The following is an 18,658-nucleotide window of genomic DNA, read 5'->3' on the forward strand; positions in this document are numbered from 1 at the left end:
TTCATAGGGTTACGGCGGTTATGGCGGGAAGGAAACACCCGGTTACATTCCGAACCCGGAAGTTAAGCTTCTCTGCGCCGATGGTACTGCACTCGTGAGGGTGTGGGAGAGTAGGTCACCGCCGGACAATCTTTCGAAGAGGCCCCACACGAACCGTGTGGGGCTTCTTCGCGTTCGGGGGAGGGTTCCGGCTCGGCCGGGACCCTTTTCCGCATTCCCGGAGGGGTGTTCCTCTTTCCAGGGTGTTTGTCGCGGGGCGCCGCGGGTGCTGAGGGTGGGCGGGCGCCGGCTCAGAGGCCGGCTCCTGGGGGGCCTCGACGGCCGATGGGCCGGTGGCCCGATGGGACGGTGGGGCGCCGGATCGGCTCGCGGCTGGAGGTGCGCTGGTGTAAGGCGCAGGTACGGCTTCCGGTGGGTCTTAGTGGGTTCTGCCTCTGGTCAGTCAGTGCGAGCTGGTCCGCTTCGGAGGCTGAGGGTTCGTGTCCCGCCCTGCTCGGAGGAGTCTGAGGGGCTTATCAGTTCCGCCTTGTAGGAGAGCCGTGGGGTTCGTATCCGGCCTCTGGTCCGATGTTCCTTCAGGGCCGTCCTTGGGGGCGGCCCTACGCCTCCGCTGAGTGTCGGCCCTTACCCGCCTGCGTGCGGTCGCGCTCGTCCCGCGACCGCAGACGCACTTCAATGAGGCGGCATTGCGTAGGTGGGCCAGGGCCGGCTGTTCTGATGCCATGGTGGCTGGCTGGGGGTCAGGGGTGGGTGAAGAGGGTCAGTGTGCAGCTGGAGGCGAGGGCCAGGGTTCGGCCTGTGGGGGAGAAGCCGGCTGTGCGGAGCTCGCAGCCCTCTTCGCGGTGGATGTGCCACCAGGTCGATCCGGCTTCGTCGTGGTAACGGTCCCCGCCGCTGGACAGCAGGACGCTTTCGATGGGCCAGTCGGGTGTGACGACATCGATGGACCATCCATTCGTGGTGGTCGTATGCAGTCCGCCGCCCAGGAGGCCAGCGATCTTGACGGTGGTGCCTGCAAGAGGTCCTATGCCTTGGCAGGTGAGGGTGTAGTCGTCCGGCCAGGCTGGTTCTGGGTCGGGGTCGCGTGCTATGCGTTGGCCGGTGACGCAGTTGAGGACGCCGCGGCCCTGGTGAGAGGTCACGAGGATGAGGTCTTCGCCCGATTCGGGGTGTATGGCGAAGCCGACGCCGGTCAAGCCTCCGACCGCTACTGGCGGCAGGGCGCGCCAGGGTGCGGGCGGGGGTTGGAGCGGCGCGGTTCGGAACCGGGCGCGAAGGTGTTCGTGGTGGGGATTCATGACGGGCGAGTCCTGTCGGGGGGTGGGCGGTGGTACGGCAAGGGCGCATCCTACGCCCGACAGGTCGACATGGCGTTTATGCCTGAGTCGGCGCCGGTGGCGGGGATCGTTTGTATGTGACGGCCTTGCGGGGTGGGGCAGGCTCGTCGGGATGCTGGGGGGAATTTCGTGGCCGGCGGTCTGGGCGGGACTCTGGAAGGGGGCTTGTCGGGGGAGAGGGGCAGGAAGTCTTGTTTGTCCTGGGGGCGGCGGGTGTCAGGTGGCCTCGTCGAGGCGGGTGCGGGCTTCTTTGAGTTGCCGGCGGACGTCGGCGAGTTCGCGTTCGAGTTCCAGGATGCGGCGGATGGCGATCAGGGTCATGCCCTGGTCGGCGAGGTCGGTCACGTGCTGGACGGTCAGGATGTCGTTGCGGGAGTAGCGGCGTTGGCCGCCGGATGAGCGGGTCGGGCTGATGACGTCGTGTTCGTCCAGGCGGCGGAGGTAGGCCTGGCGGACCTGGAGCATCTCGGCGACCTGGCCGAGGGAGTAGAGGGGGGCGTGCTCGTCGTCGAAGGGCAGCTCGGGCATCGGGCCTCCTCGGGATTCGGGGGCGGGGCCGGGTTGCCCCGCCCCCGGTGCCGGTTCAGGCCCGGATGGCCTTCGTGTCGTTGCGCCGGATCTCCACCTTGCGCGGCTTGGCGCGTTCGAGGACGGGGATGCGGACGGTGAGCACCCCGTTGGCGTAGCCGGCGTCGATGCGGTCGCTGTCGAGGTGCTCCGACAGGTAGACGCGCCTGGTGAACGTGCCCATCGGACGCTCGCGGACGAACAGGCGTTCGTTCTCGGCGATCTCTTCCTCGCGGCGGGCGCTGACGGTGAGGACGCCCCGGTCGACGGTGACCTCGATGGAGTCCGGGTCGATGCCAGGCAGGTCGAAGCGCAGGACCACGTCGTCGTCGCGGCGGAGGCCGTCCATCGGCATCGTGGCGGCGCTGCCGTTGTCGAAGGTCTGGCGGGCCAGCCGGTTGAACTGGCGCTCGAACTCCTGGAAGAACGGGTCGATCGAAGTCAGCAGCATGGTTCCGAACCTCCTGCTTCTGTCGTAGTAGCTAACCTCCAACTCGATTTGTAGGTTAGAGAGCTGAGCAGAGGGAAGCAAGGAAGGTAAGGAAGTTTTTACCCGGGCGTGAGGAGTGTGCCGGTGAGGATGGTCACGGCATGGCCGGCGAGGTGGACGCGGTCGCCGTCGAGGCGGGTGTGGACCAGGCCGCCTCTGGCGGACAGCTGTGCACCGGTCAGGGTCGTGCGGCCGAGCCGCGCGGACCAGTACGGCGACAGGGCGCAGTGGGCCGAGCCGGTCACCGGATCCTCGGCGACGCCCACTTTGGGAGCGAAGAATCGTGAGACGAAATCCGTGCCGGTGCCGCGGGCGGTGACGATGACGCCGCGCGCCTCCACCGCCGACAGGGCCGGGATGTCGGGGCGCAGAGCGCGTACGGTCTGCTCTGAATCGAGCTCGACCAGCAGGTCCAGGTCGCTTTTCCCGACCCGTACCGGGGTGGCTCCGAGCGCTTTCTCCAGGCCGTCGGGAACCGTGACGGGCGTCACCTGCTTGGCCGGGAAATCCATCGTGATGAGGTCTCCGGCGGCGCGATTCACGGTTAGCGTTCCGCTGGCCGTGCGGAATTCGACGGGGCCGGTGGCGGCGCCGGTCGAATACAGAACGTGAGCGGTCGCCAGCGTGGCATGACCGCAGAGAGTGACCTCGACCACAGGGGTGAACCACCGTAGGGAATCGCCGAGCAGGAAGGCGGTCTCGGAGAGGTTGATCTCGGCGGCTACGCTCTGCATCCACCCATCAGTAACCGGAGAGTCCAGCAGGCAGACACCTGCGGGATTACCCTTGAAAGCTGTGTCGGTGAAGGCGTCTACAGTGAACAGGCGCATGTGGCCGATGCTATACGGGGGGGACGGATATCCAGATGCAAGCGGGTTGCAAGCCGTACAAAATGGAATTAGGGCTGGGCGTGTCGCGTGGCGAATGCGGAATCGTCGGTTACCGTCCAATGTGTAGGGACGTGCCGATTACGGTGAGTTCCTGAGGAAAGGACAAGCCGATGGGGGCAGTGCGCAAGGTGGTGAACTACCTTGGCCTGAGCGGGGTCGATCACTACGACGACGGCTATGAAGACGACGAGCACTACGAGGACGAGTACGTTCCGGCGACGGAGCGGGCCGCCCGGCGGTGGCGCGCGAACGTCGACGCGTCGCGCATCGTGATGGTCCAGCCGCTCAAGTACAACGACGCACCGTTGATCGGTCAGCACTTCCGTGACGGGCAGACGGTGATCATGGACGTCACGGGCATGGCGATGCCCGAGGCGACGAGGATGGTCGACTTCGCCGCCGGGCTCGCGTTCGGTTGCGAGGGTCGGATCGAGCGCATCGCCGATCGCGTGTTCCTGCTCGCGCCGGCGCACGTGGAGATCGAGACGACCTGATCGGGTCTAAGCAGCGCGCGGGCCGCGACGAATCAGCCGGGTGAGCTCGGCTGCATCGTCAGCGGCCTGTTTCGCACGTGCGTCCGCTTCTCTGGCGTAGGCGTGCAGGGCCCAGACGGCGCCCTCGGCCAGCTCCTTCAGCTCGTTGACCTGGGCGGCTACGTAACGGGCGTCGGCGACGATCGTCTTGTGGCGCTGCCAGAGCTGCCAGCCGCCCAGCCCGAGCATGGCCACCCCGGCGGCGGCCAGCAGGAGCGAGGCGCTGAACGCCGCTCCGGCCAGGCACGCGACCCCCGCCACGATCAGCACGAACGCGGCCCACGGCCGGCCGCGCGGCACGACGCCCTCGGTGAGGATGGCGTGCTCCGCCGTGGCGATCGAGGTCTCGTCGGGGCCTTCGGGGCGCAGGTGGATGCGGTGGCCGAGCAGCGGGACGGTCAGCGTGGCGGGCGGCGTCAGCCGGCTGTCGGCTTCGAGCTCCTCGGCCAGGCCGCGCAGGATGGGCGCGGCGACGTGCAGGGCGATGGCGGCCAGGTGCGGGTCGGCGCCGGGACGCAGGTCGTCGAGCAGGTGGGAGATCAGCGAGGCCATCGGGCCGGCGGGGCCGCCCTGCCCGATCTGGGCGCGCAGGACCGCCAGCGGCTCGTCCTCGGCCCAGGACGCGGCCGGGCTGGCCGAGCTGTTGCTGAGCGGGGCGGCGGAGTCGTGGTCGGCCTGCCGGGCCGAGGTGATCTCGGCGCAGCGGCCGCGCAGCCTGGCCAGGCGGGCGGCCGCGACCGCCGGACGGGCCAGGTCGGGAATTTCGGCCATCTCCGGGAAGTCGGCCAGCGACGGCGGCACGACGACCGCGGGCTCGCCCGGCACCAGCGCCTGCACCCACTCCTCGACGTCGGCGTGCTCCTGGACGGCCAGCGCGTCGAGCTTGCGCAGCACGAAGATCTTCCCGGCCGGGCCGTAGGCGCCGCGGGCGGCGGCCAGCCAGAGCGAGCGCTGGCCGTGGGTGACGGGACGGTCGAGCGACAGCTCGCCGAAGGCCGTGCCGAGCCAGGAGGCGTGGATGCGGCTGCCCTGCCCGGACACCGCCAGGGCCAGGCACAGGAAGAGCGCGGTCTGCTGCTGGTCGCGGCCGGCGGCCCTGCTCAGTGGTTCGAGCGGGTCGTCGCCGGCGAGGATGGCGACCAGTGCTTCGACGGCAGGAGGCAGCCAGTGGCCGGGTATGTCGCGAAAGCCCGGAGCGGCGGGAGGAGCGGTGCCATTGGCGGCGAGGTGCGCCAGCAGCGCCTCGGCGTAGCGTTGCAACTCCGTCGCTGCTTGGGGGCTCGCAGTCAGGTCCGTGCTCAAGGCAGAGAACTCCCCCATTTCGGCCTCAGTTCATGACCGCGTAAAGCCTAGCCGTTAGGGCGCGCCAACCCGGTGGAGGCGCGCCCATGACGGAACGGGAGACTTTGAGCCAACTGCCTGTTACATGCGGTCGGGGACGGGGACGCCCAGAAGGTCGAGGCCGGTTTCGAGCACGCGCAGGGTCAGCGCGCACAGGGCCAGCCGCGAGGCGCGGGTCTCGGGCTCGACGTCGGACCGCAACACCGGGCACTGCTCGTAGAACGTGCTGAACAGGCTCGACGTCTCGAAGAGGAAGTTGCACAGCCGGTGGGGCTCGGAGCGGGCGGTGACCTCTTCGATGAGCGTGCCGAAGCCGAGCAGGTGCAGGGCCAGGGCGCGCTCGGCGGGCTCGGCCAGCAGGATCGGGGACGTGGCGGCCGCCGGCTCCATGTCCGCCTTGCGGAAGATGGACCGGATGCGGGCGGTGGCGTACTGCATGTAGGGGCCGGTGTTGCCGGTGAAGCCCAGCATGCGGTCGTAGTCGAAGACGTATTCGCTGTCGTGGCTGACCGACAGGTCGGCGTACTTCACCGCGCCCATGCCGACGGCCAGGGCGATCTCGTTGCGGGTGGCCTCGTCGTAGCCGCGTTCGGCGATGGCCGCCGCGGCCCGGTCGACGCCTTCCTGGAGCAGGTCCATCAGCTTGATGGACTCGCCCGACCTGGTCTTGAAGCGGCGGCCGTCCTTGCCGAGCATCATGCCGATCTGCACGTGTTCGGCCGAGACGGTGTCGGGCAGCCAGCCGGCCATCTGAGCGGAGGCGAAGACCATGCGGAAGTGGAGTGCCTGGTCGGCGCCCACCACGTAGAGGATGCGGTCGGCCTTCAGGTCGTGGACGCGGTAGCGGATCGCCGCCATGTCGGTGGAGGCGTAGCCGTAGCCGCCGTCGCTCTTCCTGATGATGAGCGGCAGGGGCTTGTCGTCGGAGCCGGTGAAGCCGGGCGGGAACAGGCAGAGCGCGCCCTCGCTGTGGACGGCGACGCCCGACGCCTCGAGGTCGGCGCAGGTCTTCTCCAGCATGGGGTTGTACATGCTCTCGCCCGCGAGGTCGGCGTCGGTCAGCGTGACGCCGAGCAGGGAGTAGACCTTGTTGAAGTAGCGGACGGTGGCGTCCATGAAGACGTGCCACAGGCGCATGGTGGCGGGGTCGCCCGACTGGAGGGTGGTGACCCGGACCCGGGCGCGCTGCTTGAAGCCCTCGTCGGCGTCGAACTTGGCCCGCGCCGCCTGGTAGAACTCGGTGCCCATGCCCGCTTCGAGCTGGGCGACCGCGGCCGGCTCGCCGATGTCGAGCAGGTGCTCGATGAGCATGCCGAACGGGGTGCCCCAGTCGCCGAGGTGGTTCTGCCTGATCACCTTGTTGCCGAGGTGTTCGTGCAGGCGGGCCAGGGAGTCGCCGACGATGGTGGTGCGCAGGTGGCCGACGTGCATCTCCTTGGCCGCGTTGGGCGCGGAGTAGTCGATCACGATGGTCTGCGCGGGCGTGCTGCTGCCGACGCCGAGGCGCTGGTCGTCGCGCATGCCCGCGGCCTGGGACTCGATCCAGGAGTCGGCGAGGGTGATGTTGAGGAAGCCGGGGCCGCTGACCTCGACCGTGCCGGGGAAGTCGGACAGCTCGGCCTTGATCGCCTCGGCGACCTCCCGCGGGGACCGTCGCAGGCGCTTGGCCAGGCTCATCGCGACGTTCGCCTGGAAGTCGGCGAACTGGGAGGGCCGGATCAGCGGGTCTGCGTCGGCGTGCTCGGCGCCGAACGCGTTGGCCAGCGCCTGCTGGACGCGCTCGGTGAGCACTATCTGCGGGTCGGTCATGTTCTAAGGGTACCGGCGACCTTGACCGCGATGCTGATCGCCGCAGCGGCCACCAGGGAGATGCCGACGGCGGTCAGGTCGTTGCTGAGGTCGCCGGGCGCGAGGGCGAAGAAGCGCCTGACGGGCGGCAGCGACAGGGCGAGCGCGAAGAGCCCCGCCATGGACGCCAGCAGCGTGATCCGCCACCAGTTGAGCGGCCTGGTGATCAGCACGAGCACCCACCACGTGGTGAGGAAGAGGGTGATCACCGCCGACGTCTGGTCCTCGGTCAGAGTGGAGGTGCCGCTGTGCGCGGCCCAGAACGACAGCAGCACCGCGATCGCGCACAAGACCCCCGCCGGCACGGCGAAGCGCAGCACCCGCCGGACGAACCCAGGCCGCGCCCGTTCGACCGTGGGCGCGAGCGCCAGGAAGAACGCCGGGATGCCGATGGTCAGCGCGTTGGTGAGGGTGGAGTGGCGGGGCGCGAACGGGAACATCACCCCGGCCACGCCGACGGCCAGCGACAACACGATCGCGTAGAAGGTCTTGGTGAGGAAGAGGTTGGCGACGCGTTCGATGTTGGCCAGCACCCGGCGGCCCTCGCCGACGACGTGCGGCAGCGTGGCGAACTTGTCGTCCAGCAGCACCACCTGGGCCACCGCCTTGGTGGCCGGGCTGCCCGCGCCCATGGCGATGCCGAGGTCGGCGTCCTTGAGCGCGAGGACGTCGTTGACGCCGTCGCCGGTCATGGCCACGGTGTGCCCGCGGGCCTGCAGCGCGCCGACGAACTGCCGTTTCTGCTGCGGGCTGACCCGGCCGAACACGGTGTGGGAGTCGAGCAGTTCGCCGAGTTTGTCTGGGTCGTCCTGCGGGAGCGTCCTGGCGTCGACGGAACGGTCGCCGCCGGGGATCTTCAGGCTCATGGCGATGGCGGAGACCGCCTCCGGGTTGTCGCCGGAGATGACCTTGACCGTGACGCCCTGCTTGGCGAAGTAGCCGAGGGTCTTGAGCGCGTCGGGCCTGATCCGCTGCCTGAGGGTGACCAGCGCGACGGGCTCGACGGGCCCGCCGTCCTGGGCGGCCCGCAGGTCGGGCGTGCGGCACAGGACGAGCACGCGGGTGCCGGTGGCGGCCAGTTCGGCGGCCTTGTCGTAGCCGTCGCCGTCGTGCAGCAGCACGTCGGGGGCGCCCAGCAGCCAGGCGCCGTGCCCGCCGAAGTCGGCGCCGCTCCACTTGCGGGCCGAGGAGAAGGGCACGGAGGAGACCGCCGACCAGCCGTCGGCGGGGGCGGGGTAGCGGGCCCTGATGGCCTGGGCGGTGGCGTTGGGACGGGCGTCGAGGTGGGCCAGGGCGGCCAGCGCGGGCTCGACCGGCTGGCCGTCGCGCAGCGGGAGCACCTGGTCGAGGTCCATGCCGCCGGCGGTGAGGGTGCCGGTCTTGTCCAGGCAGAGCACGTCGACCCTGGCCAGCCCCTCGATCGCGGGCAGCTCCTGGACCAGGCACTTGCGCCGGCCGAGGCGGATGACGCCGACGGCGAACGCGATCGAGGTCATCAGCACCAGGCCCTCGGGGATCATGGTGACGATGCCGGCGACCGCGCCGGTGATGGCGGTGGAGAAGTCGGCGGAGTTGTGCAGCTGGCTGTAGATCAGCAGGGCGCCGATCGGCACGACCAGCCAGGTGATGTACTTGATGAAGTTCGCCACGCCCTCGCGCAGCTCGGAGTGGGCGAGGTGGAACTTGCTGGCCTCCTCCGCCAGCCGCACGGCGTAGGCGTCGGTGCCGACGCGGGTGGCGACGTACGCGCCGGAGCCGGCGACCGCGAAGCTGCCCGACAACACCTGGTCGCCGGGCTTCTTGTGCACCGGGTCGGCCTCGCCGGTCAGCAGCGACTCGTCGACCTCCAGGCCGTCGGAGTCGACGACCTCGCCGTCGACCAGCAGGCGGTCGCCGGAGCCGAGCAGCACCAGGTCGCCGAGGACCACCCGGTGCGGCTCGACCTGCTGCTCACGGCCGTCGCGGCGGACGCGGACCGGGGCCTCGTTGATCACGGCGAGCTTGTCGAGGGTGCGCTTGGCACGCAGCTCCTGGACGATGCCGATCAGCGCGTTGGCCACGATCACCAGGCCGAACAGGCCGTCCTGCCACTCGCCGAAGATCAGGATCAGCGCCCAGAGCACGCCGATGACCAGGTTGAACAGGGTGAACACGTTCGCCCTGATGATCGCGCTGAGCGATCTGCTCGACCGCCGCGGCACCTCGTTGGTCTTCGCCTCCGCGACCTGTGCTGAGGTGAGGCCGTCCACATACCCCCCGTTTCTGTGGATCGGTCTCACACACTACGGCGTCACCAGAGTCGGTGTGAGCGATGTGTGGCGGCGATCCGGTCGCCGATCCTGGCGACGATGCCGCCCGCGGAGAGGTCGGCGGCGACCTGGCAGGCGGCGCTGATCGCGGGCGCCCTGGAGGAGCCGTGGGCGATCACCACCGTCCCGTTCAGCCCGAGCAGGACGGCGCCGCCGTGGGCCTCGGCGTCGAGGCGTCTGCGCAGCTCGCGCAGGCGGCCGCGTTGCATGAGCGCGCCGAACTTGGCGATCCTGCTCTCGCCGATGGTCTCGGCCAGCTCGCCGAACGCGTACCGGACCGCGCCTTCCATGGTCTTGAGCGCGACGTTGCCGGTGAAGCCGTCCGTGGTGACGACGTCGACCTTGCCGGTGAGCAGGTCGTGGCCCTCGACGTTGCCGGTGAAGCGGATGCCGGGGGAGGACTGCAGCAGTTCGTGGGCGCGTTTGACGAGCTTGTTGCCCTTCTCCGCCTCGCTGCCGATGGTGAGCAGGCCGATCCTGGGCTCGGGGATGTCGTAGGCCAGCTCGGCGTAGGCCGCGCCGAGGTGGGCGAACTGCAGCAGCATCTCCGGTTTGACCTCGGCGTTGGCGCCGGCGTCCACCAGGAGGGTGGGGGTGGGCAGCGTCGGGAGCGCCACGGCGATGGCCGGTCGCAGGACGCCCTGCTGGGCCTTGAGCCGGAGCCTGCCGGTGGCGACGATGCCCGCGGTCGAGCCGGCCGACACCACGGCCGAGGCGTCGCCGCGGCGGACGAGGTGGCAGGCGATGGCGATGCTGGACCGCGGGCGGCGCAGGCTGGCCAGGGCGCCTTCGTCCATGGCCAGGGCCTCTTCCGCCCGGACGATCGGGACCTCTTTGGTGGCGTCGTGGTCGGCCAGGGCCTCGTACAGGATGCGGGGTGAGCCGACGAGCACGATGGGCAGCTTGCGCTCGCGGACGGCGTGGACCGCGCCGGCCACGATCTCGTGGGGAGCGTGGTCGCCGCCCATGGCGTCGAGCGCGACGGGCCTGCTGTCGGACAATGGTCACCTCGTGGGACAGACGAGCCCGCCGTCGCCCGGCCGGGCCGGTACGCGGGCTCGTGTATGTCCGCATCGTAGGCAGGCCGGACGTCAGGTCGACCGGCGGGTGGACCTCCCTGCTTCCCCGGCGCGGCGGTCCCAGTCGCGAGGGGCCGTCAGTGGAGGTTCCAGTCGTCGAGGCCGCGGGTCACGATGACCTTGGAGAACTTCGACGAGCCGGTGACCCGGATCAGCGGGCCGTCGCCCGCCGAGCCGCCGCTGACGTTGCGCTTGCCGAAGATCGAGCTGCCCTCGTCGATCACGTGGGCGTTCTCCGGCACCCGGACGATCATCTTGCTGAACCTCGCGTCGGTCTCGATGGTGATCTCCCGGCCGGGCAGCACGGCGTCGGACAGGTCGATGACGAGGGCGCCGAAGCGGGCCGACAGCTTGGTGCGCCGGGACGCGACCCAGCGCCCCTTGCGCACGATCTTGCTGAACTTCGAGCTGATCACCTGGTGCTCGATGGCCTCGGGCAGGGCGGACGGGGCGGACACCTGGGGCAGGTCCCGGGTGAGGGGGACGAGTTCGCCGATCGTCTTCGCCGTGTAGGCGATCTCCAGACGGTCGGCGTGCTCGACGCTGGTGAGTCTTCCGGTGGCGAGCGCGTCGCCCAGCAGGGCTGCGACGCGGTCGCGGTCGGCGTCGGAGGCGCGCAGATCGAGATCCTCGGTCACGATGAATCAGTGTATGTCGAATCGCGATATGTCGCGAGTGTCGAACCTGCAAGGAAACTTGGAGCCCAGTGGAACCGGGGACGCGGCGCGTCGCGTCCGGATATTAAGAACCGTAGACGCGCGACTGGGTCGTGAGGTTTACACGCGAGCGAACAAAAAAGATGGGAAAGGCCTAGTGATCTTGAACCAGGCAGGTACCCGACGCTTCAAGGCGTACACGTCCAAGCACCTCGACGAGCTCCTGCGACGGGCGGGGCTGGACGACGAGGAGCGGCTGAGGGTCCGCGCCGTGGCCACGGTGCTGCCCTTCCGGACGAACGCCTATGTCGTGGATGAACTCATAGATTGGTCGGCGGCGCCCGACGATCCCATCTACCGCCTCGTCTTCCCGCAGGAGGACATGCTTCCCGCCGCGGACGTGGCCAGGCTGGCCGACCTGCTCAAGGCCGAGGCGCCCAACAGCGAGGTCCAGGCCGAGGCCAACCGCGTACGCGCGCAGCTCAACCCGCATCCCGCCGGGCAGAAGGAGCTCAACGTCCCGAGGATGGACGACGAGCCGGTGCCCGGCATGCAGCACAAATATCCAGAGACAGTGCTCATCTTCCCTAAACAGGGGCAGACCTGCCACGCCTACTGCACGTACTGCTTCCGGTGGGCGCAGTTCATCGGGGACGCGGACCTGAAGTTCGCCTCCGACGACGTCGACCGGATGGTGTCCTACATCCGCCACCACCCCGAGGTCACCAGCGTCCTGATCACCGGCGGCGACGCCATGATCATGGGCGAGCCGGTCATCCGGCGGTACATCGAGCCGCTGCTCGGCCTCGACCAGCTCGAATCGATCCGGATCGGCACCAAGGCGCTGGCCTACTGGCCGCAGCGCTTCACCACCGACCCCGACGCCGACGCCACGCTCGGCCTGTTCCAGGAGGTGGTGAAGGCCGGCAAGAACCTGGCGTTCATGGCCCACTTCTCGCATCCGCGGGAGCTGGACTCGCCGCTGGTGGAGTCGGCGGTCGAACGCATCCTCGGCAGCGGGGCGACGATCAGGACCCAGGCGCCGCTCATCAGGTCCATCAACGACGATCCGGCCGTGTGGTCGTCGATGTGGCGGCGGCAGCTGCGGATGGGGCTGATTCCCTATTACATGTTCGTCGAGCGTGACACCGGGCCGCAGGACTACTTCGCGGTCCCGCTGGCCCGTGCGTACGAGATCTTCAGGGACGCCTACTCGACCGTCTCCGGGCTCTGCCGTACGGTCCGGGGGCCGTCCATGTCGGCCACGCCGGGCAAGGTGTGCGTGGACGGCGTGACCGAGATCGCCGGTGAGCGCGTCTTCGTGCTCCACCTCATCCAGGCCCGCGACCCCGAGCTGGTCGGGCGGCCGTTCTTCGCCCGGTACGACCCGTCGGCGGTCTGGCTGACGGATCTGCGGCCGGCCTTCGCCGAGCGTTTTCCGTTCGAGCCGGCCGACGCGTTGCTGCCCATCTGAGTGGTCGCGTTCTCGCACCACCGTCACTGAATTGTGCGCCCCCGGCCCGGGACATTTGTTAATGCGACCACTTGTTCGCGGGCCGTGCGGGCGCACGTCGGCGGCGCGGGTCCTGATGGCGATCGGGTCCGCGCGGAATCGAAATCAAAACCGGGGTATTTCCCGTTTTGTCTCTCCGCTCAACGCTCTCCCTTTACTCGGTAACCGGCCTGCAAACCCTGCTACATGGGCTTTCCGGCCGCCTGCGGGCGATCACCGTCAGTGATACAACTGCTTCCGTAGCTCAGCCGTGACAGCACGCTTCGTGTGGTGCCCATAGCGTGTGCGCCACGGCATTCGGGGGTTATCGATTCGCATTTCCACCGCATTCGAGAGCGATCGATCACGAGCCGGGAAGGCAATCATGAATCGAGTAGTCAAGGCGGCCGTTGCCGTCACAGCATTCGGCTTGGCGGCGGCTTTGGCCGTGCCAGCTCAAGCAGAAGTTCAATTCACTCACACCGCCAGGATCGTCCCGCTGGACGGCCTGGGCGGGGGCACCAGCGGAGGCCCGCTCGACCTGCTCGGCGGGCTGCTCGGCGGCGGGCTGCTCAGCAGCCTGGGCGGCGGCCTCGGCGGCCTGACCGGGGCCAACAAGGCCAAGGCGGCGGACGCCGCCGGCGAGGCCAGGGCGCGCGACATCGCCGACGAGAACCGGCGCGCCAGCCTGGCGATGACGCCGAACGCGGCCGAGGACGTCACCCAGGCGAGCGGCCCGCTGCCCGAGCTGTCGCCCATCCTCAGCGGCGGCGCGGTCGGCGGCGGCGGCCGGGGCCTGGCCAAGTCGCTGCCGCTGCTCGGCGGCGCCCGCATGGCGCAGCCGCTGGTCAAGGGCGCGCCCCAGAGCAACGGCGGGCTCACCGGCACCAGCGCCCCGCTGCGCGGCGCCATGGACACGATGACCGCCCTGGCCGGGGCCTCGGTCGGCGGCGCGATGGGCAAGGTGGGCGGCGGCGCGCTGCTGCCCGGCACGGGCTCCGGCACGGCCGGCACCGCCACCACGAGCATGACGGGCGCCACCAAGGGCCTGCGCGACCTGTCCATGGAGTCCGGGATGGGCGGGCTCACCCGCGCCGCCAGGATGGCCCTGCCGCACGCGTCCGGCGGCGAGCTGGCCCCGATGGTCGGGCAGGTCGCCCCCGTCGAGGCCGCGCCGATCGCCGAGGCGCTGCCGGGCACCACCAGGACCGCCTCCGTCGACGAGATCACCCCGCTCATGCAGGACACCGCGGGCCTCGTCTCGGCCAACGGCTCCAAGGCCGCCGGCTCCTACAGCGACATGGTCTCCGCCCTCGGCTGGAGCAGCGACGCGCTGACGAGCTCGGTGCGGGGCTCCTGGGTTCGCGACTGAGACGAGCGCGGCGCGTCCCGGACGTGTCGCGGACGTGACCCGCGCGGGCGCGTCCCGGACATGACGTGACGACGCGCGCACGCGGCCCCGCCGAGGGCCGTGCGACGGTTCGCCGGCGTCCCAGGTGCCGACGCTCGCGAACCGGCCGTGACGGCCGTGCGGTGGCCCGCGTTCAGGTGCCAGGTTGTTCCCGCGACGGCGGGTTCCCGCTCTCCCCGGCGTCGGTGGACGCCCGCGGAACGACGGGGGCGTCGTCGCACCGACAGGACAGGCCGATGGTGTGCGCTCACAAGGTGCCGAGCGCCCCGACGGCACTGCCGCGCGTCGGTCGCGGGTCCGCCGCTCGGGCGGACGGGCCCGCCACGGGTCTGGGCGGATGCGCTCCGGCCCGGGGGTTCGCACCCGCGTGCCGCCGCTGACTGCAGGGCAGCGGCGCCGCGCCGAGCCCGCCGCCGGCCCCGTCACGGGGTCGGCGGCCTTGTCTTGTCCCCCTCGTACGGCGCCGGGCCGCTAGGGCAGCCGGACGCCGGTGCGCCGGGCTATCTGGGCCTGCAACCGGGCCATCTGCCAGTGAAGCTCCAGCAGCTGCTCGGCGAGCTGCATCCTGGGGATCTCGGCCACGTCTTCGATGGCCAGGTGGTCGATCGCGGCCGAAAGCTCTCCCATCGCGCGCCCCCACTCCATCAGCGTTCCTTGGATCGAATCCGCGTTCGAATACTATCGGAACGGCAGTCACGCTGTCAGTGTTTCGGCGCGCGAGTCACCCACGTTTCGCGCAGGTGATCGAAAAGCGGTGCGGCTCAGCCCTTGTTGTAGGCGGCGATGACTTCCTTGGGGTCGCCGTCCATCCGGATCTTGCCCTTGTGCAGCCAGATGACCCGGTTGCAGGTCTCCTCGATGACCTTGAGGTCGTGGGCGACCAGGAAGACCGTGCCGGCGGACTCGCGGATCTGCCGGATGCGGGCCTCGCTCTTCTTGCGGAACTCGCGGTCGCCCGTGGCCAGGGCCTCGTCGATGAGCAGGACGTCGTGGGTCTTGGCCGAGGAGATGGCGAAGCGCAGCCGCGCGCCCATGCCCGACGAGTACGTGGACATGGGCAGCTGGACGAACTCGTCGATGCCGGAGAAGTCGACGATCTCCTGGTACTTCTCCTTGACCTCCGCCGGCGTCATGCCCATGGCGTAACAGCCGAGGACGATGTTGCGCTCACCGGTCAGCTCGCGCATGAGCGCGGCGTTGACGCCGAGCAGCGAGGGCTGCCCGTCGGTGTAGACGGCGCCCTCGTGCGGCGGGAGCAGGCCGGCGATGGCGCGCAGCAACGTGGACTTGCCCGACCCGTTGCGCCCCACGATGCCGATGGCGTCGCCGTGGTAGGCCACGAAGGTCACGCCCTTGACGGCGTGGACCTCCTTCATCTGCGGCCGGCCCTGGCGCTTCAGCAGGCGCGTGAGGGCGTTGACCGCGTTGCCCTTCTCGTTGTCGGTGGCCGTGCCGTAGACGCGGTAGACGATGTGCAGGTCGTCGACGATGACGGTCGGGGTGCCCGTGGGAACGTCGAGCGGACTCTTGCCCCGGGGCTCCGGGTTGGGGTGCACCCTCACGTCCTTGCCGGGGACGCCGGGCTCCTCGCCCTTCACCTGTGACAGCTCCTCGGTCAGTTCAGCCACGCCCGTACCTCTCCTCGGACCGCCAGAAGTACCAGAAGCCGAAGCCGAGTGAGAACACTGCCCAGAATACGCAAGACACCCACACCATGGTCGGCGGGTAGTGCCCGTTCTGCGGGTGGTAGCTCTTGATCAGGATGTCGCGCATCCACTCGATGTAGGACGCCGTCGGGTTCAGGTACATCACGTCGGCGACCCACTGCGGCAGCTTCGCGGACCCGACCACCTTGTCCTGGATCGAGAAGAAGACGCCCGAGGCGTAGAGCCAGGTGCGGGTGATGAACGGCAGCAACTGGTTGAGGTCGCGCATCTGGGCGCCCATCCGGGCGATCACCAGGCTGGCCCCGATGTTGAACATCGTCTGGAGCGCCAGCACCACCGGGATCATGAGCCAGAACCAGGTGGGCCACTCGCCGGTGGCCGTCACGATGACGAGGAGCACGCCCATGGAGATGGCGAGCTGTTGCAGCTCCTGGATCGTGTACGCCAGCGGGAGCGAGGCGCGCGGGAAGTGCAGGGCGCGGATCATCGACAGGTTGCCGGAGATCGACTTGGCGCCCGCCGTGACCACGCGCTGGGTGTAGGTGAAGACGAACATCCCGGTCAGCAGGAAGGCCGGGTAGTTCTCGATGCCGCCCCGGCCGCCCAGGATGACGCCGAACATCACGTAGTAGATGCCCGCGTTGAGGAGGGGGGTCAGCACCTGCCACAGCTGGCCCAGGGCCGAGCTGGAGTACTTCGAGACGTTGCGGGACGTCGCGTACGTCAGGATGAAGTGTCGCCGCTCCCAGAGCTGGCGCAGATAGACAGGGAACCTCGGCCGCGCGATGGCACGGCGAAGTCCGTATCTCTCGGCGAGCTTGGCCAGCGGCTCCTGCCCGCTTCGGCCGCCCGCCTGGGCGTCCGCGACAGCGGATTCCGGCTGGCTCATGGCTAGGACTCTATTGGATCCAGGTCGGTGGGGTGCCTGCCGCGAGGGACGCGGCAGATGCTTGGACGGAGTCTTGGGGCGCCAGGTTCCAAGGTGCCGTCAAGACTCGCTCAACCGTAGCCCAGCGAGGCGGGCCATGGCGGGAAGGGCGCGACCACGGTCCTGTAGGGGGTAATTTTCATCCGCCGTTCACGTCGTGGCTTGACCTGTTTGAGCATCCCTGGGGTGTTTGTAGTCTTATAGGAAGAATGTCTGTGACGCTGGATTGGCGCACGTGTGACCGAACTGCAACGCGCCAGAGACTCGCTGGTGGCAAGTAGTAAGGGATAGTCGCGATCGACTGGCAGGGCGTCGGCTGGTTTGACCATGTCAGCCAAATCCGGGGGATACCAGGAACCCCCCGTCAGGCTGCTTACCATCACCGCAGCTCAGCGCTGTCGCCCACCTGTAGAGGGAGGATTTTTTTCACCATGCGTGTTACTAAGGGCGCACAGATCGTCGCCGGTACCGCGCTGCTCGCCCTCGCGGTTGCCGCGTGTGGCGGCGGTGCCTCGGACGGCGGCACTGCCGCGGGCGGCGGCGAAACGCCGGTCCGCATGGAGATCGGTGAGCCTCAGGAGCTCCTCAACCCGCTGAACACCACCGAGACCGAGGGCTCCGAAGTCCTCGCCGCGGTGTTCTCGCCGCTCGTCAAGTACGACGAGAACAAGCAGCCGGTTGAAGAGGCCGCTGAGTCGATCACCACCCAGGACAGCAAGGTCTGGACGATCAAGCTCAAGTCCGGCTACACCTGGCACGACGGCAAGCCGGTCACCGCGGCTGACTACGCGCGGGCCTGGAACTATGGCGCCAACCAGGACAACGCCATGAGCTCCTCCGCCTTCTTCTCCCGCATCGACGGCTTCGCCGACGTCCACCCGGGCGAGGGCAAGACGCCGACGGCCAAGGAGATGAAGGGCCTCAAGGCTGTCGACGACAGCACCCTCGAGGTGACGCTGTCCGCACCGTTCTCGCAGTTCAAGACGATGCTCGGGTACACCGCCTTCTACCCGCTGCCGGCCTCCGCGCTCGGCGCCGACGGCAAGGTGACCCAGGCCTACGGCGAGCAGCCGATCGGCCAGGGCCTGTTCAAGGTCGACAAGCCCTACAAGAAGGGCGGCGCGCAGACCATCGACATGACGGTCTACGACAAGTTCCCCGGCCCCAAGCCGAAGAACTGGACCAAGCTGCAGTTCAAGATCTACAGCTCGGCCGAGACCGCCTTCCAGGACCTCCAGGCCGAGAACCTGGACGTGGACGACTCGCTGCCCGCCTCGGCGATCGCGACCGCCAAGTCCGTCCTCGGCGACCGTTACTTCGACGAGCCCGACGCCTCCGTCGGCTACATCGGCGTCCCGCTGAAGTACAACCCCGAGTTCAAGAACCCGGACGTGCGCAAGGCCATCTCCATGGCCATCGACCGCAAGACCATCACCGAGACGGTCTTCGCGGGCACCCGCGCCCCGGCCGACGACTTCATCAACCCGGCCATCCCCGGTTACCGTCAGGGCGCCTGCACGGCCTGCACGTACAACCCGGCCGAGGCGAAGAAGCTCTACGCCGACGCCAAGGGCCCGGCCAAGCTGGAGCTCGGCTACAACGGTGACGGCGGCCACAAGGAGTGGATCGAGGCCGTCGCCAACAACCTCCGCGCCAACCTGGGCATCGAGGTCACGCCGAAGCCGTTCGAGAACTTCAAGGCCATCCTGGACGACCTGGACGCCAAGAAGTACAAGGGCCTGTTCCGCATGGGCTGGTCGATCGACTACCCGTCGGCCGAGAACTACCTGACGCCGATCTTCGGCACCCAGGCCATCTCGACCGGCTCGAACTACGGCGGCTACGAGAACAAGGAATTCGACGAGATCGTCGCCAAGGGTGACCAGGCCGCCGACGCTGCCGAGGGCCTCAAGCTCTACCAGCAGGCCGACGACATCCTGATCAAGGACATGCCGTACATCCCGGTGTACTTCTACCGGAGCAACTTCGGACACTCCCCCAAGGTCAAGGGCGTCAAGCTGAACCTGCTCAACCAGGTTCAGTGGGCCGACATCGAGAAGGCCTGACGTCATTCGCCGGGCGGACGGCTCTTGCCGTCCGCCCATCGGAG

16 protein-coding genes and 1 rRNA gene are annotated in these 18,658 nt (G+C 69.0%); 5 read left to right on the forward strand and 12 right to left on the reverse strand.

Translation table 11 applies throughout. The features are described from left to right. Window positions 1-10: 10 nt before the first annotated feature. Window positions 11-127, forward strand: a 5S ribosomal RNA gene (gene rrf / locus ACFYYW_RS41795). 613 nt (window positions 128-740) lie between these two features. Here the strand turns inward: rrf and ACFYYW_RS41800 are convergent. From ACFYYW_RS41800 to ACFYYW_RS41815, 4 genes are all read right to left on the reverse strand, one after another. Continuing rightward, window positions 741-1,196, reverse strand: a complete 456-nt coding sequence (locus tag ACFYYW_RS41800) for a hypothetical protein (RefSeq protein WP_387658208.1) — start codon at window positions 1,194-1,196, stop codon at window positions 741-743. A 357-nt stretch (window positions 1,197-1,553) separates the two neighbouring features. After that, window positions 1,554-1,865, reverse strand: coding sequence for a MerR family transcriptional regulator (locus ACFYYW_RS41805; RefSeq protein ID WP_387658211.1), 312 nt, complete (start codon window positions 1,863-1,865; stop codon window positions 1,554-1,556). Window positions 1,866-1,920: 55 nt separating this feature from the next. Then, complete coding sequence (locus tag ACFYYW_RS41810) at window positions 1,921-2,355, reverse strand: Hsp20/alpha crystallin family protein (RefSeq protein WP_387658214.1); 435 nt, start codon at window positions 2,353-2,355, stop codon at window positions 1,921-1,923. Window positions 2,356-2,453: 98 nt separating this feature from the next. Beyond that, the gene (locus ACFYYW_RS41815; protein ID WP_387658216.1) at window positions 2,454-3,224 is read right to left on the reverse strand and encodes a PhzF family phenazine biosynthesis protein; all 771 of its coding nucleotides are present in this window, start codon (window positions 3,222-3,224) and stop codon (window positions 2,454-2,456) included. 170 nt (window positions 3,225-3,394) lie between these two features. Here ACFYYW_RS41815 and ACFYYW_RS41820 point away from each other — a divergent pair, with 170 nt between their 5' ends. After that, complete coding sequence (locus ACFYYW_RS41820) at window positions 3,395-3,778, forward strand: cell division protein SepF (protein ID WP_357999800.1); 384 nt, start codon at window positions 3,395-3,397, stop codon at window positions 3,776-3,778. Window positions 3,779-3,784: 6 nt separating this feature from the next. Here the strand turns inward: ACFYYW_RS41820 and ACFYYW_RS41825 are convergent, their stop codons facing one another. The 5 genes from ACFYYW_RS41825 to ACFYYW_RS41845 all read right to left on the reverse strand — a co-directional run bounded on the left by ACFYYW_RS41825 (window position 3,785) and on the right by ACFYYW_RS41845 (window position 11,032). Further along, complete coding sequence (locus tag ACFYYW_RS41825; RefSeq protein WP_387658219.1) at window positions 3,785-5,077, reverse strand: hypothetical protein; 1,293 nt, start codon at window positions 5,075-5,077, stop codon at window positions 3,785-3,787. 162 nt (window positions 5,078-5,239) lie between these two features. Further along, window positions 5,240-6,967, reverse strand: a complete 1,728-nt coding sequence (argS, locus tag ACFYYW_RS41830; protein ID WP_387658222.1) for an arginine--tRNA ligase — start codon at window positions 6,965-6,967, stop codon at window positions 5,240-5,242. Continuing rightward, window positions 6,964-9,255 carry an HAD-IC family P-type ATPase gene (locus ACFYYW_RS41835; RefSeq protein ID WP_387658225.1) on the reverse strand — a complete coding sequence of 764 codons (2,292 nt, stop codon included), beginning with the start codon at window positions 9,253-9,255 and terminating at the stop codon, window positions 6,964-6,966. Before ACFYYW_RS41835 ends, argS begins: the two co-directional genes overlap by 4 nt. A gap of 41 nt (window positions 9,256-9,296) precedes the next feature. Continuing rightward, entirely contained in the window at window positions 9,297-10,316 is a 1,020-nt protein-coding gene (gene plsX / locus ACFYYW_RS41840) for a phosphate acyltransferase PlsX (protein ID WP_352361761.1), read from the reverse strand. A gap of 155 nt (window positions 10,317-10,471) precedes the next feature. Then, on the reverse strand, window positions 10,472-11,032 hold the full coding sequence (locus ACFYYW_RS41845; protein ID WP_352320842.1) for a DUF1707 domain-containing protein: 561 nt from the start codon (window positions 11,030-11,032) through the stop codon (window positions 10,472-10,474). A gap of 175 nt (window positions 11,033-11,207) precedes the next feature. Between ACFYYW_RS41845 and ACFYYW_RS41850 the strand changes: the two genes are divergently transcribed. Both ACFYYW_RS41850 and ACFYYW_RS41855 read left to right on the forward strand, forming a co-directional pair. Further along, on the forward strand, window positions 11,208-12,524 hold the full coding sequence (locus ACFYYW_RS41850) for a lysine 2,3-aminomutase (RefSeq protein ID WP_352320844.1): 1,317 nt from the start codon (window positions 11,208-11,210) through the stop codon (window positions 12,522-12,524). 466 nt (window positions 12,525-12,990) lie between these two features. Next, window positions 12,991-13,914, forward strand: coding sequence for a hypothetical protein (locus tag ACFYYW_RS41855; protein ID WP_387658229.1), 924 nt, complete (start codon window positions 12,991-12,993; stop codon window positions 13,912-13,914). Window positions 13,915-14,424: 510 nt separating this feature from the next. On the opposite strand, the gene ACFYYW_RS41860 is transcribed toward ACFYYW_RS41855, so the two are convergent. From ACFYYW_RS41860 to ACFYYW_RS41870, 3 genes are all read right to left on the reverse strand, one after another. Next, complete coding sequence (locus tag ACFYYW_RS41860) at window positions 14,425-14,580, reverse strand: hypothetical protein (protein WP_185845322.1); 156 nt, start codon at window positions 14,578-14,580, stop codon at window positions 14,425-14,427. A 134-nt stretch (window positions 14,581-14,714) separates the two neighbouring features. After that, the gene (locus ACFYYW_RS41865; RefSeq protein WP_352320848.1) at window positions 14,715-15,581 is read right to left on the reverse strand and encodes an ABC transporter ATP-binding protein; all 867 of its coding nucleotides are present in this window, start codon (window positions 15,579-15,581) and stop codon (window positions 14,715-14,717) included. Next, entirely contained in the window at window positions 15,574-16,509 is a 936-nt protein-coding gene (locus tag ACFYYW_RS41870; RefSeq protein WP_352320850.1) for an ABC transporter permease, read from the reverse strand. The genes ACFYYW_RS41865 and ACFYYW_RS41870 overlap by 8 nt, the downstream gene beginning before the upstream one ends. Before the next feature lie 596 nt (window positions 16,510-17,105). On the opposite strand from ACFYYW_RS41870, the gene ACFYYW_RS41875 reads away from it, so the two are divergent. Next, window positions 17,106-18,614 (forward strand): ABC transporter substrate-binding protein, encoded by a 1,509-nt coding sequence (locus ACFYYW_RS41875; protein WP_352320851.1) that lies wholly within the window; start codon window positions 17,106-17,108, stop codon window positions 18,612-18,614. Window positions 18,615-18,658 lie beyond the last annotated feature (44 nt).

It is taken from the genome of Nonomuraea sp. NPDC001831 (assembly GCF_042892035.1).
Taxonomy (GTDB): Bacteria; Actinomycetota; Actinomycetes; order Streptosporangiales; family Streptosporangiaceae; genus Nonomuraea.

What these genes read in the sequence shown, in the direction of transcription:
- ACFYYW_RS41815 (WP_387658216.1), bottom strand. Translation starts at nt 3,224, where the DNA reads ATGCGCCTGTTCACTGTAGACGCCTTCACCGACACAGCTTTCAAGGGT.
- argS (WP_387658222.1), bottom strand. Translation starts at nt 6,967, where the DNA reads ATGACCGACCCGCAGATAGTGCTCACCGAGCGCGTCCAGCAGGCGCTG.
- ACFYYW_RS41870 (WP_352320850.1), bottom strand. Translation starts at nt 16,509, where the DNA reads ATGAGCCAGCCGGAATCCGCTGTCGCGGACGCCCAGGCGGGCGGCCGA.
- ACFYYW_RS41875 (WP_352320851.1), top strand. Translation starts at nt 17,106, where the DNA reads ATGGAGATCGGTGAGCCTCAGGAGCTCCTCAACCCGCTGAACACCACC.
- ACFYYW_RS41820 (WP_357999800.1), top strand. Translation starts at nt 3,395, where the DNA reads ATGGGGGCAGTGCGCAAGGTGGTGAACTACCTTGGCCTGAGCGGGGTC.
- ACFYYW_RS41860 (WP_185845322.1), bottom strand. Translation starts at nt 14,580, where the DNA reads ATGGGAGAGCTTTCGGCCGCGATCGACCACCTGGCCATCGAAGACGTG.
- ACFYYW_RS41810 (WP_387658214.1), bottom strand. Translation starts at nt 2,355, where the DNA reads ATGCTGCTGACTTCGATCGACCCGTTCTTCCAGGAGTTCGAGCGCCAG.
- ACFYYW_RS41805 (WP_387658211.1), bottom strand. Translation starts at nt 1,865, where the DNA reads ATGCCCGAGCTGCCCTTCGACGACGAGCACGCCCCCCTCTACTCCCTC.